Raw genomic sequence first — 13,952 nt, 5'->3', positions numbered from 1 at the left:
AGCGGTCGTCATCGGCCACCTTCAATACATGAGGTTTGGGTAATGAAACGCTTATTGGTTCTATGTGGTTTTTCGTTGTTTTCCATGATGGCCCAGGCCGGGCCGCAGATCAGCGTCGGGGTGGTCTACGACTACCTCGAAGGCGACAAGAGCACCTACATGAAGCGGGTCTTCAATGGCGGGACGTCCACGGCGTTCGTCAAGGTCAACATCCTGGAGATCATCTACGACGCAGACGGTAGCTACCGTGAAGTGCCGTTGCAAAACCAGGAAGGACCCATGGTCAAGGATGGCCTGATGGCAAGCCCCGCGCGCCTGATCATACCGGCCAACGCTACCCAGGGCTCGCGACTGGTGTTTATGGGCAATCGCGACAAGGAGCGGTATTTCCGGGTGCGCTTCGTGCCGGTGGTGCCGGAGGTGGAGGACGAGTTCGCCGTCAGCGCCGAGGAGCGCGAGGAATACAAGAAGGAGCGCCTGGCGGCCGGGGTCAAGGTATTGGCCGGTTACGGCACGGTGTTTTTCGTACGGCCCAAGGACAGCCGCTTCGAGACCGCCATCGATAACAGCGCCGGTCGCTACCAGCTGCGCAACAACGGCAACACCGTGGTGGTGATCGAGGAGTTCAAGGATTGCTCGGCGAAAAAAGAGAACGATTGCAGGCCGACCACCAAGCACCACGTCATGGCCGGTCGCACCTTTTCGTTCGACAAGGAGCCTGGGCGTGAATACCGCTTCACCCTGGTCGAAGGCAGCCAAGAGAAAACCGTCGAGATCAAAGGCTGACGGTTTTCCCGTCGCTGAACCGCTGTTGGGGCACAGGTAAACATGATGATCAAGCCACTTCTATACACCCTTATATTCAACATTCTGATGCTTTCGGGCATGGCGGCCTGGGGGGAGGTGCAACGGGAAACCTTCGAAGTCTCCGTCTCCATCCCGACCGCCGATTTCTACGTGTTGCCGATCGACCCGCAACTGGTCCAGCGCGAACAGCGCCTGCCTTTCAATACCGTGACCTCCCAGCTCAGCCCGCTGCGGGCGTTTTTTGATGTGAAGAACGCCAACGGTGCCATTGGCGCCCGCCTGGGTGAGGAAGCGTACCTGTCCAATGGCAGTGATCGCATTGACCTGCGGGTGACGTTCAACAAGGTCGAGCTGACCCTGGATTCCGCCCAGGTGGTGTCGGCCGCCCAGGCCCTGCCCGGCCAGCGCGTGGGCCTGGAAATCGCCGCCATCAAGCCGGACGACGATTACCAACCCGGTGAGTACTTGGGCACGGTGCACATGGTGTTCGATGCTATTGCGCCGTAGGGCCCTGGCCGTTTATTGGAGTGGAACCAAATGAGTCGTTCAAACATTTTCGAACGCGGGTGTTCGTGGTACCGCGTGGCCACGGTTTTTGCCTTGTTGTTGGTGGGCATGTCGACGGCCAGTGCCGCGACCCGGAACATCACTGCGACTTTCCGACCGGACCCCTCAAACCCCACGCATAACATATTCACCAATACCACGCCTCCGGGTGGGTATTGCTTCGTCTACTCGGCGCAATGTGCCGCCTTGGGGATATCCAGTTTTTTCTTTCTCCTCCATGTCACTGGGTCCGGACCCATTCAGCCCAATCATCCGGATACCCGGCAAGGTGCAATGTTCAAGGTGCCCGCCGATTGGCGTGCGCTACAAGTCATTAATTCAAACACGGGTGAAAGTGAAATTGTAGAAGTACGAATCTCCGGCATTGGTGGGCAATATCGAACCTCTGACGTCGTTCATCTGGTGGGGACGGGGCCTGCGAATATCGCTCATGGCCTGTTATGGGGCTCCAACTGGGCGCAGGCGCCTTCACCCTGCCGCAGTTCTGGTCTTGGGACCTATTCCAACGTGACTTATTATTTTTTCTGGCATTTTCCCCAAGAGGGCCTGTGTACTAAACAGGCCAAATACTTGGTCCCATGGATGAACTATTACGACACGAGCTTTGCCTACGAACTGCGCACCCCTAACCCCCTGACGATGTCGTCCGGTCGCTACACGGGCTCGTTGAGCTATGGCGTTGGACCGGGGCAGGACTTTGACTTCGGCGATGTCATGGTCGCGGACGACTCGGTGCTCACGCTGAATTTCAATCTTGAGGTCGATCATCCACTCAAAATCGAAGTTCCCCCTGGCGGGAACAAAGTGGTACTCGAACCGCAGGGCGGCTGGCAGGCCTGGTTGAACCAGGGGCGCAAACCGACGCGGCTGTATCGGGACCAGACGTTCCATATTTCGACTTCGTCGCGTTTCAAGATGAACCTCGAATGCCAATACGCCACCGGCGGGAACACCTGCTCGCTGTGGGATGCCGACACCGGTCATCTCGTACCGGTGGAGATCAGCGTCACCTTGCCCCCTGGCTTGACGGATGGTTCGGGCCAATCGGTCAACCGCCGCCGGTTATACCGCGGCGGCAGCGGGACCGAGCTGTTCGAGCCAAACCAGTATTTGGAACGCAAGCCGGGCACCCTGCATTTCGAGATTGTCCGGGAGCAAGTGGAAGAGATGCTGCAGGGCGAGGGCGCCAGGACCTACACCGGCAATGTCACGGTGATCTGGGATTCGGAAATCTAGACATCAATCCCCTGTGGGAGCCGAGCTTGCTCGCGATGGCGGTGGGTCTGGTTGCATTGATGTTGAATGTACCGCCGTTATCGCGAGCAAGCTTTGCTCCCACCTTTCGTTGCCATCGAGCCCTGGTCCGTCGCCGTTTATCAGAGTGGAACAATATGAGTGGTTCAAAAATCTTCAAGCGCGGTTTTTCGTTGTATCGCGTGGTGGCGGGGTTTGCCTTGCTGACGGGCATTCCAACGGCCAATGCCTTGACCCAGGACATCAATGCGATTTTCCGGCCCGACGCTGCTAAACCCATGGAAAACACCTTCACCAATACCACGCCTGCCAGTGGGTATTGCGCCCAATTCCCCGCGGAATGCACCGCTAATCGAATGTTCAGTATTCGATTGCCCATTCGCTTTGATTCGTCCGGGCCCATTCAGCCTAATCACTCAAATGATCGGCAAGGGGCTATGTTCAAGGCGCCCGCCAATTGGCGTACGGCACAGGTCATTAATTCAAGCACTGGCGAAAGTGAAGTTGTAGAAATACGAGTGTCCGGTATCGGGTCGCGATATGAACTCAGCGACACTGCCGCCAGCCTGGTGGGGGGCGGCGTGAGTGCCATTACGGGTCACACCATGCTTTGGGGCAGCACTTGGGTGTACGCACCCCCGCCGTGCACTTATAGCGGTGTGGGGGCGTATGGCGATTCTACCTACACTTTTTTCTGGAAGACGCCACAAGAAAGTGTTTGTGCTAAACAGGCTCAGTACCTGATACCCGGGATGACGCTTCAATACTTGGATTTTGCCTACGAATTGCGCACACCCAACCCCCTGAAGATGTCGACCGGTCACTACATGGGGACGCTGAACTACACCGTCGGGCCGGGACAGGACTTTGACCTGGGCGATGTCATGATCGCCAATGATTCGGTCATCACACTGAATTTCAACCTAGAGGTTCAGCACACGCTCAAGGTCGAAATTCCCCCCGGCGGCAACCGGGTGGTGCTCGAACCGCAGGGCGGCTGGCAGGCCTGGTTGAACCAGGGGCGCAAGCCGACGCGGTTGTTTCGGGACCAGATGTTCCATATCTCGGCCTCGTCGCGTTTCAAGATGGACCTCGAATGCCAATACGCCGGCGGCGGTAATACCTGCTCGCTGTGGGATGCCGACACCGGTCATCTCGTACCGGTGGAGATCAGCGTCACCTTGCCCCCTGGGTTGACGGATGGTTCGGGCCAATCGGTCAACCGCCGCCGGTTATACCGCGACGGCAGCGGCACCGAGCTGTTCGAGCCAAGCCAGTATTTGGATCGCAAGCCGGGCACCCTGCATTTCGAGATTGTCCGGGACCAGGTAGAGGAGATGCTGCAGGGCGAGGGCGTCAGGACCTACACCGGCAATGTCACGGTGATCTGGGATTCGGAAGTCTAGCTGCCAGCAACGGCTTGCACTGGGTATTGCTGCCCGGTTGCAAGTACGGCGAGAGAAACGGCGCCATGCCTTTGAGCACCTGCACCGGCAAGGCCGAGGTGAATTTGAAGTTCTGCGCCGAAACCCCAGGCACATAGGCGGTGAGGGTGCCGAAATGGCTGTCGCCGATGTAGAACACAAAGGTGGCGGTGCGGTTGATCGACTTGGAACTGAGAATGCGCCCACCCGCGCCGATGGCCTCGATGCGGTTGTCGCCGGTGCCGGTCTTGCCGCCCATGGCCAGCGGTGTGCCGTCGGCCAGTTTGAAACTGCCGGCCACCCGTTTCGCGGTGCCGGCGTCGACCACCTGGGAGAGCGCACCGCGCAAGGCCTGGGCCACTTCCACCGGCATCACCCGCTTGCCGTTATCCGGGTTGCTGACCAGCCGCGTCTCGTAGGGTGTACCGACGGCAAAGTCCAGGCTGTCGACGCGCAGCGCCGGTTGCCGGATGCCGTCGTTGAGGATGGTGCCCACCAGTTCCGCAAGCGCAGCGGGGCGGTCGCCAGAGCTGCCGATGGCGGTGGCCAGCGAAGGCACCAGGTGGTCGAAGGGGTAGCCGACTTTCTGCCAGCGCTGGTGGATATCCAGGAAAGCCTCGATCTCCAGCATGGTCCGGATGCGACTGTCGCGGGCGCTCTTGTGCCGGCTCTTGAACAGCCAGCTGTAGACCTCCTGGCGCTCGAACTCACTGGCTTTGACGATCTGGCTGAATTTGGCATCGGGGTTGTTCAGCAGGTAACCCATCAACCACAGGTCCAACGGGTGGACCTTGGCGATAAAGCCCTGGTCCGGTAGGTCATAGGCGCCGGGGCCGTAGCTCTGATAGAGCCGTTCCAGGCGTTCGTCGGTGAGTTTTTCGGAGCTCTTGACCGATTTGAGGTGCGAGCGCACGAAGAGGTTGAAACTCTCCTGACTGTCACCAGGAAAGAAGTAACGGTGTACGGCGGCCAGCCGGATCGCCGTGGGGTGCATGCTGTCGAGGAAGGTTTCGAGGCGCTGGCCAGTGTCCTTTTTCTGGTACTTCTTCCAGAACTTGAGCAGGAACGAAGTGCCTTCGCGGTCAGCGAACTGGGCCAGGTATTCCTGGCGGCGCGGGTCATTATCGTCCTTGAGCAGCTCGGCGCTGTTGCTGGGACCGGCGTAGGTGGCGTAGCGCACCAGGTCACGCATCAGGCGGATGAACGGCAGGTTGATCGATTCGCGCAGGGCGTCGCGCAACGTGGGGATGCGGCCGTTGTCTTCGTTGCGGAAGTTGTGGAAGGTGTGTAGCCCGCCACCGGTGAAAAACGACTCGGCGGGGCTGGCCGAGTAGGTGCGATCCAGCGCCGCTTCAAGCATTTTTGGCAGGCTGCGGTCGGTGTTCTGAAGCAAATAGTCGACGGCCCAGCGGGACAGACGGTCCTGGTCGGAGATCTCGGTTTTTTTCAACGCCGCCGGGGTCTGCTGGGCATAACGGTCGTGCAGTTCGGCAACGATCTGCAGGTAGGTGGTGAGCACCCGCAGCTTGGCGGTAGAGCCCAGTTCCAGTTTGCTGCCTTCGTTGATATCGAAGGGCTGGTCGGTGCTGTCGGTTTGTACCCGCACGCGCGAACCGTCCGGGGTCAGTTCCAGCAGGGTGAAGCTGTAGCGCACCTGGGTGGTGCTGGTGGGGGTCAGCAGACGTTCGCCCATCAGGCCGATCTCGGCAGCGAACGCCGGGTCGGCCAAGCGCTTGAGGTATTCGGTGGCTTGGGCCTGCAAGTCGCTTTGCAAGGTGCTGGTGGCGGAGAGGTCCAGGCGATCGAGGTCGTACAGCGGACGGTTGAGCAGCGTGGCGAGGCGACTGCGGGCGGCGCTGATGCCTTTGTTGGTTTCGTTGGGCTGGATCGTCGGTTGCTGCACCCAGTCGCGATAACTGACCTTGCTCGCCAGTGTGGCATCGGCCAGGGCGGCATCAATCACACCGTTTTGTGCCAACAGCCGGACGTGGCTGTCGGTCAGGCTTGCCAGTTCATCGCGGCCCTTGGACAGGTAGTGCGACGGGCGGCGCTGGGCGATCATCAGCGACAGCATTTCCCGCAGGGCCAGGCCTTTTTCCGCCAGGCTTTTTGGGTCCGTCGCGGCGCCGGACAAGCGTTCATTGGCCCGGTTGAAGTCGGCGCCGTACCAGACCCGCAAACCTTCAGCCATGCCATGAACTTCACCATGGCCCGGCACGGCGGAGAGCGGCACGCTGTTGAGGTAGTCGCGGATGACCCGCTGCCGCGCCTCGAGGGTTTGTGGGCCGGCCTGATAGGCGCGCACGCTGGCGGAAATCATCTGGCGGATTTTTTCCGCACCCGACACGGTGAGGCCCTCGGGGGAATGGCGATATTTTTCCAACTGCGTCGCCAGCGTGCTGCCCCCGGCGGATTGCCCCGGCAAACTCAACAGCTTGGCCACTTGCGACCACGCCGCCATGCCGAAACGCGGCCAGTCCACCGCCGGGTTGGCCTGAGGGTGCTGGGGGTCGAGCAAAAAGCGGTTCTCGATAAACAGCAGGCTTTGCACCACCACCGGAGGGATCGTTTCGAAACTCGCATACAGCTGCTGCGGGTACTTGAACTGATACACCGGCGCGGCGCGGCAATCGGTGATGGTCAGCCCGGCCTGGATCTTTTCCGTGTAGGGCACGAACAGGCCTTTTTTGACGTAATCCATCAAGGCAGGCGAGAAACGGGCCTGGGCCTGGATCACGTAATCGTGCTTGAGCAACCGCGGCAGGAATTCCCCCAGGGAGCTATAGCCCAACCGCCGGTCGAACGGACCTGCCCCCGGGTAGACGATGGCATCGCTGGGACCCGGTTGCACCGAGTAACTCAGGGACGCGGCGTAATGGCTGATCTCCTTGGCCTGAAACCTGGACGTGCGCATTTCCTTGGCCACAGCCAGACCGACCACCACCACGATAATCAACAGCAACAACCAGAACGCCCGCCAGCCATGCCGCGCGCGGCGATTTTTTTGGGGTAAAGGTGCTTCTTCCATACGTTCAGTCGGGCCCACAGGTTTACTCGAATCGGTTTGCCACAAAGCGCCCATAGTCGACTGATCCATTCACGCAGATTGATCGGACTTGCTTGAAGCTTAGACGGTGGTTGGCGCTGGGGGAGGGGAAATTGTCGGGCAGCCCCATACACGAGCACTTGTTAGATGCCATTGGCCGATGAGCTTTTGTGGCGAGGGAGCTTGCTCCCGCTCGGCTGCGCAGCAGACGCAGGTGCCGCATGGCTGGAGAATGTTCAGCGGCTGAAAAGCGGGGGCGGCTGCGCCACCCAGCGGGAGCAATCTCTGGCCACGGGTACTACGTTGTTTTCGGAAAAGTCGCTCAACCATCATCGCGTCGGATCGTCGCGGGCAGAGCTACCGTAAGTAGGTGCCCCAACCACAGGAAGCCACGGAATGCATCCTCCACGCCCAAACTCTCATCGCTTGCGTCGCGGACGCTCTTCGGAACAGGGGCGAGGCTACCTCGTCACTACGGTCGTTCATCAACGGGCACCTATCTTTAACGACTGGCAACTGGGCCGCCTATTGGTTGCAGAATTGCGCCTGGCTCATGAGCGAGGCCAAGTCAATTCGCTGGCCTGGGTTGTAATGCCGGACCATCTGCATTGGCTGGTACAGCTGGAGCAGGCCCAGCTCACTCAGGTGATGCAAGCGGTCAAATCCCGCAGCACCCTGGCAATCAATCGAGCAAGAAACAGAAAAGGCGCCTTTTAGCAAAGCGGCTTCCATGACCGTGCGATTCGCGATGATGAAGACCTGCTGCCCTTCGCCCGCTACATCATTGCCAATCCGCTTCGGGCTGGGCTGGTGGAACGTATTGGCGATTACCCACTCTGGGATACGACATGGCTCTAGCTGCTCTTGTGGCGAGGGAGCTTGCTCCCGCTGGGGGGCGAAGCCGCCCTCGCTTTTTCAACCAAAAAAAGTTGTCTGTCTGGCCATTGGTGCATCTGCTGCGCAGCCGAGCGGGAGCAAGCTCTCTCGCCACAGGGGGCAGCAGTACCTGGAAGCCTTGTGCTAGAGCCATCGCCCGGTACCCAGGCATGACGCTGCACCATCACTGTGCAATACTCGGCAACGCTGTGAAACGTCTGTAATTCTAGACAAAACATCCCATAAACAGCGCTTTATCTGAGGCTTATCCCTGAATTTACCTGGTTTTACAGTGAGTCTCTCTATCCCTGGCTTTTTATACTGCACGGCCCGCTGATCTTTAGGACTTGTCCTACAGGACGGTCTGCCAACAAGGCAGGCCCGGTTTCGGCAAGGCGACAGGCTTATCGGCCTGTGGCGTTGGAAACTCGGCGGTTAATCCAATAACAAGACGAGGTTGTATCCCTATGCCTGTCGGCAATCATCTGCCCCATGGCGAGACCGCTCAGGGTGGTCCGCTCAAACGTGAGCTCGGTGAGCGGCACATCCGCCTGATGGCGCTCGGCGCCTGCATCGGCGTCGGGCTGTTTCTCGGCTCGGCCAAGGCCATTGAAATGGCCGGCCCGGCGATCATGCTGTCCTACATCATTGGCGGCCTGGCGATTCTGGTGATCATGCGCGCCCTCGGTGAGATGGCGGTGCATAACCCGGTGGCCGGTTCATTCAGTCGTTATGCCCAGGACTACCTCGGCCCGCTGGCAGGTTTCCTGACCGGCTGGAACTACTGGTTCCTGTGGCTGGTGACGTGCGTGGCGGAGATCACCGCGGTGGCGGTGTACATGGGCATTTGGTTCCCCGACGTACCCCGTTGGATCTGGGCCCTGGCGGCCCTGATCAGCATGGGCTCGATCAACCTGATCGCGGTCAAGGCCTTCGGTGAATTCGAATTCTGGTTCGCCCTGATCAAGATCGTGACCATCATCGCCATGGTCATCGGCGGTGTTGGCATCATTGCCTTCGGGTTCGGCAACGACGGCGTGGCCTTGGGCATTTCCAACCTCTGGACCCACGGCGGCTTCATGCCCAACGGCGTGCAAGGTGTGTTGATGTCCCTGCAAATGGTGATGTTTGCTTACCTGGGCGTGGAGATGATCGGCCTGACCGCCGGTGAGGCGAAGAACCCGCGCAAAACCATCCCCAACGCCATCGGCTCGGTGTTCTGGCGGATCCTGCTGTTCTACGTCGGTGCGTTGTTCGTGATTCTGTCGATCTACCCGTGGAACGAGATCGGCACCCAGGGCAGCCCGTTCGTGATGACCTTCGAGCGCCTGGGCATCAAGACCGCCGCCGGTATCATCAACTTTGTGGTGATCACCGCGGCGCTGTCGTCCTGTAACGGCGGTATCTTCAGCACCGGGCGGATGCTCTACAGCCTGGCGCAGAACGGCCAGGCCCCGGCCGGTTTTGCCAAGACCTCGGCCAACGGCGTGCCGCGCCGCGCGTTGTTGCTGTCCATCGCCGCGCTGCTGCTGGGCGTGTTGCTCAATTACCTGGTGCCGGAGAAAGTCTTTGTCTGGGTCACCTCCATCGCCACCTTCGGCGCGATCTGGACCTGGGTAATGATCCTACTGGCCCAGCTCAAATTCCGTAAAAGCCTGAGCGCTTCGCAGCGTGCGGCCCTGACATACCGCATGTGGCTGTACCCGGTCAGTTCGTACCTGGCGCTGGCCTTCCTGGTGTTGGTGGTGGGCCTGATGGCTTATTTCCCGGACACCCGCGTGGCCTTGTACGTAGGCCCGGCGTTCCTGGTGCTGCTGACGGTGCTGTTTTATACCTTCAAGTTGCAACCGACCGGTGATGTGCAGGGTTCGGTGGAGTCTGCTTCGTAAGTCAGCGACGGTATAAAAGCAAAGCCCCGGTCGGAAGAACGGGGCTTTTTTCGACTCTTTGATCGTCATTTTTTTCCGCCAGGTACGGTTGTTTTACCGCACTGCGGTCATCGGCCCCGATTGTGGGTGGCCGGCTGGAGGCCCGTCAGTTGTCCACTTGTCATGACTTCGAAGTCCGCCCGATTATCAGTGGTGGAGCTGCCTCCAACAAACACTTGGAAAGTCCCCTTCTCGACAAACCTCAGAAGGTTATCGCCCTGAAGCCCGAAATCATCCTGACCAAGCAAAAATTCAACTGTCCTTGTTTCACCCGGAGCAAGTTGGACCTTGGAGAAACCACGCAGCGTCCGTACGGGGCGTGTGATGCTCGCGACATTCTGGCGCAAATACAACTGGACGGTTTCTTCGCCGGCGCGTTGGCCACTGTTACGAACCTCCACTTGCACGGTTAATGTCTCATCAAAGTTAAGCCGCCGTTTATTGAGTCTCGGCGCTCCATAAGTGAATGTGGTGTAACTCAGGCCATGGCCGAACGGATAGAGCGGCGTCCAATCTTCGTCCAGGTATTTGGACGTGAAGCCATCTGTTTTGCTCGGTGGTCGCCCGGTGTTCTTATACGCATAGTAAATGGGCACTTGCCCCACCGAGCGTGCAAAGGTGATGGGCAGCTTGCCACTGGGGTTTACATCACCAAACAGCACATCGGCGACCGCATGGCCCATTTCCGATCCCAGAAACCAGGTTTCGAGGATAGCGGGCACCTCTTTGTCCACCACAGGTATGGCCAGCGGGCGGCCGTTCATGAGAATGACCACCACGGGTTTTCCGGTTTTGATCAGTTGGGTCAAAAGTGCGTTCTGCGCCCCCGGCAAACCAAGAGAGGCGCGGCTACGCGCTTCGCCACTCATGTCGGCCGTTTCGCCGAGCACCGTAACCACCGCATTGGCATCGCTGACTGCGTGCTGAGCCTCGTCAATACCAGAGGTGTCGGTGCTTTCGGGAGAAGCTGCGGGGATGTAAACAATGTCCGTTGCGGACGATACGGCGCGCTTTATCCCCTCCAGCACGGTTATCGCCTCGTCGGCACGGCCATCTGCGGGCCAGGAGCCCAAGGTGGATGGGGCGTCGTTCGCCAAGGCTCCGACCACGACGAGCTTGCGGAGATTTTTGGGGAGCGGTAGCAATGCGCCGTCATTTTTTAACAGCACGATGGACTTTTGTGCTGCCTCTCGCGCCAGCGTACGTGTATGCGGCAACAGCATCAGTGCCTTCTCGCGGGTCGGATCGCTATAGCGGTAAGGATCTTCGAACAGACCCAGCCGTTGCTTGGTCTGGAGTACCCGTCGCACCGCATCATCGAGAAGGGATTGCGGGAGTTGGCCGCTGCGCACCAATGTGGGTAACTCTGCGGCGTAATCCCCACTGACCATGTCGATATCAACTGTGGCGTTGAATGCCAATCGGGCGGCGTCGCGCGATGTCGCGGCGACGCCATGCTGCATCAGTTCCTGGATGCCGCTGTAATCGCTGATAACCATGCCTTTGAAGCCCCACTCGTCGCGCAACTTATCCTTGAGTAACCTTCGATTGGCGTGCATCGGCGTGCTGTCTATTTCATTGAACCCGGGCATGATCGTGTCGACTCCGGCCTGTACGGCGGCACGAAACGGTGGGAGGTAGACCTCCTCCAGTGTTCGCTCGGACATCTCGGAAATGTTGTAGTCACGGCCCCCTTCGGCCGCGCCGTAAGCAACGAAATGTTTTGCGGTAGACAGGATTGTCGAAGTGTCGGGGGCGCCGTTGCCGCGAAAACCGCGCACGCGTGAGGCCGCCAGGGCCGCGCCCAGGAAAGGGTCTTCGCCGGCCCCCTCGACCACCCGACCCCAACGCGGGTCCCGCGCAATATCGACCATCGGTGCGTAAGTCCAATGCAAGCCGCTGGCAGTCGCTTCGACGGCGGCGGCCCTGGCGGTTCGTTGTGACAGGTCCGGATCCCAGGCCGACGCCTCGGCCAACGGTACCGGAAAAATGGTACGGAACCCGTGTATCACATCGAAGGAAAACAGCAGCGGAATATGTAAGCGTGAACCCTGGACGGCTTCGCGTTGTAATGTGCGGGTGACTTCGGCGCCATGCACACCCAGCAGGGAACCGGCCTCAGCGATACCAATGGTTTGCTGACCCTTGGTGTCCACGACCGGCCCGGTGGGGGGCACTTGCATGCCCAACTGGGTCAGTTGACCGGCCTTTTCTTCAAGGGTCATTTGTCCGATCAGATGCTCGATAAACGCCGCGTTCTTTTGTTGCTTCTCGGATCGATCATCGCCTTGGGTCGTTGAATGAAGCCAGACAGTGACAATCAACGTACCAAGCATGGCTGCAGCCACAATGCGTACAGGGTCCACCGCATCAGGCCTCTGATACTTGAAGCGGGGCTGTCTGGGTCATGGCCCCTGGCTGGGAGCTGAAGGGATGATACTGATAAAGCCAGGTTTCGCTGAGTGTTTGCTCCCCCAGGCGCAGATACAGGCGCATCTCGACAGGCTCATTTCCCTCGACGCTCAAATCGAATTGAGTGCGCCAGAGGCCCATCTTTTCATTTGGCACAGTTCCTGTAGATACATTCGAAAACTCACCTCTGGAGGCCCATAGCACGGCTTCCGGTCGCACGCTTGAGGCCAGTTTCTCCAACGACGCGCCCATGAACTCCACGACGAATTTGCGCACTCCTTTGGGACGCGGCTGGCCCGGCCGGCCTCCGTTCCCCAGGCGCGTCGCCACGCAGCGTGCCAGATCGGTGGGGTAGGGTTCATCGGCCAGCCAATGCAACCGATACTTAAAGCGGTATGGATTACCGGCCTCGGCGGGCTCCTTGGGCACCCACATGGCGACGATGTTGTCATGGATTTCATCGTCGCTCGGGATTTCCACCAACTGGACGCTACCCTCGCCCCAGTCCCCCAAGGGCTCGACCCATAGGCTGGGGCGGCGCTCATAATTCACGCTGTCCAGGTAATGGTCGAAGGAGCGGTCGCGCTGAAGCAGCCCAAAACCTCGTGGGTTATTGTCTGAAAACGCCGAGGCCATGGTGCGCGAGGGATTGTTAAGCGGTCGCCAGATGCGTTCCCCCGTTCCCGTCCATAGCGCCAGCCCGTCAGAGTCATGAACTTCAGGACGCCAGTCGATAGCCGCAGGCTTGGCCGTTTCGCTGAACCAGTGCATGGAGGTCAGCGGGGCGATGCCGAAGCGATCAATGTTTTGGCGTAGAAACAGCGCGGCCTCGATGTCCATCACCACACCCTTGGTGCGGCTCATCACAAAACGATAAGCGCCACACATGCTGGGGCCATCGAGCAACGCATATATCGTTATGCCTGGCTGACGATCATCGGTGGGTGTCTCGATCCAGAAATGGATGAAGTCAGGAAACTCTTCAGCCTTGCCCGGCTGAGGGGCAACATCGAGCGCTATGCCGCGTGCCGAAATCCCGTATTGGTACTGTTCGCCAATGGCTCGAAAATATGAGGCCCCCAGAAACGCCACCCAGTCGTTTTGCTTCCAATCGAGTTTTTTTTGATCACCCAGCCGGCTCTCCTGAAGGCGTAAACCGGCAAAGCCGCTATCGGGTGCAAGCGCTTGTGCCGGACTGTCGGCGGGTATGTTGAATAAGGTTTTGTCATAGGTGATTGGCTGGGCTAGGCCTTTGGTAATGACATGCATTATGACCGGGACGCGAAAGAATTTGCCCAAATGGAAGAAGCTGACGGGGTACCTGCCAGGGCCGTTGGCGAAGAGCGCGCGGGAGGTATCGAGACGGATCTGAATCCAAGCTTCGTAATCGATTTTCGCTAGCAGGGATTCATTGGGGGAGACGGGCCTGACATACGGTTTCAACGCCGTCTCTTCGGCGAGCTTGATCAGCTTGTCAAAGGTGAAGCGATCGACGTCGTCTGGCTTCGAAACGCCGGCCACGACTGCCGTGGGAATCTTCAACGCGGTCAGGGCCGCGCAAAGCGATGTAAAGCCAACCAGATCGCGCCGAGTCAACATGACGACCTTCCTGTGGGGAGTGAACACCATGGGGAGATG

8 protein-coding genes and 1 pseudogene are annotated in these 13,952 nt (G+C 59.3%); 6 read left to right on the top strand and 3 right to left on the bottom strand.

The window, feature by feature from the left end; translation table 11 throughout:
• The first annotated feature begins 42 nt into the window (after positions 1–42).
• From ACA047_RS23750 to ACA047_RS23735, 4 genes are all read left to right on the top strand, one after another.
• Complete coding sequence (locus tag ACA047_RS23750) at positions 43–786, top strand: molecular chaperone (RefSeq protein ID WP_497353525.1); 744 nt, start codon at positions 43–45, stop codon at positions 784–786.
• Positions 787–873: 87 nt separating this feature from the next.
• Positions 874–1,314 carry a CS1 type fimbrial major subunit gene (locus ACA047_RS23745; protein ID WP_497360514.1) on the top strand — a complete coding sequence of 147 codons (441 nt, stop codon included), beginning with the start codon at positions 874–876 and terminating at the stop codon, positions 1,312–1,314.
• Between the two features lie 108 nt (positions 1,315–1,422).
• Entirely contained in the window at positions 1,423–2,610 is a 1,188-nt protein-coding gene (locus ACA047_RS23740) for a hypothetical protein (protein WP_497360512.1), read from the top strand.
• A 26-nt stretch (positions 2,611–2,636) separates the two neighbouring features.
• Positions 2,637–4,034, top strand: a complete 1,398-nt coding sequence (locus ACA047_RS23735; protein WP_497353523.1) for a hypothetical protein — start codon at positions 2,637–2,639, stop codon at positions 4,032–4,034.
• Here the strand turns inward: ACA047_RS23735 and ACA047_RS23730 are convergent.
• Positions 4,006–7,134: a transglycosylase domain-containing protein gene (locus ACA047_RS23730; protein WP_497353521.1), complete on the bottom strand. Its 3,129-nt coding sequence runs from the start codon at positions 7,132–7,134 to the stop codon at positions 4,006–4,008. The two genes, ACA047_RS23735 and ACA047_RS23730, sit on opposite strands and share 29 nt — an antisense overlap.
• 360 nt (positions 7,135–7,494) lie before the next feature.
• Between ACA047_RS23730 and ACA047_RS23725 the strand changes: the two are divergent.
• Positions 7,495–7,956, top strand: a pseudogene (locus ACA047_RS23725) (REP-associated tyrosine transposase).
• Between the two features lie 485 nt (positions 7,957–8,441).
• Positions 8,442–9,863, top strand: a complete 1,422-nt coding sequence (locus ACA047_RS23720) for an amino acid permease (protein WP_497353519.1) — start codon at positions 8,442–8,444, stop codon at positions 9,861–9,863.
• Between the two features lie 107 nt (positions 9,864–9,970).
• On the opposite strand, the gene ACA047_RS23715 is transcribed toward ACA047_RS23720, so the two are convergent.
• Positions 9,971–12,238, bottom strand: a complete 2,268-nt coding sequence (locus tag ACA047_RS23715; RefSeq protein WP_497353517.1) for a glycoside hydrolase family 3 N-terminal domain-containing protein — start codon at positions 12,236–12,238, stop codon at positions 9,971–9,973.
• Between the two features lie 34 nt (positions 12,239–12,272).
• Positions 12,273–13,913 (bottom strand): OpgD/OpgG family glucan biosynthesis protein, encoded by a 1,641-nt coding sequence (locus tag ACA047_RS23710; RefSeq protein WP_497353515.1) that lies wholly within the window; start codon positions 13,911–13,913, stop codon positions 12,273–12,275.
• Positions 13,914–13,952 lie beyond the last annotated feature (39 nt).

The sequence above is a fragment of the Pseudomonas sp. LBUM1664 genome (genome assembly GCF_059695895.1).
The sequence above is the reverse complement of the archived record's forward strand: the minus strand, read 5'-3'. Positions and strand labels throughout refer to the sequence as shown.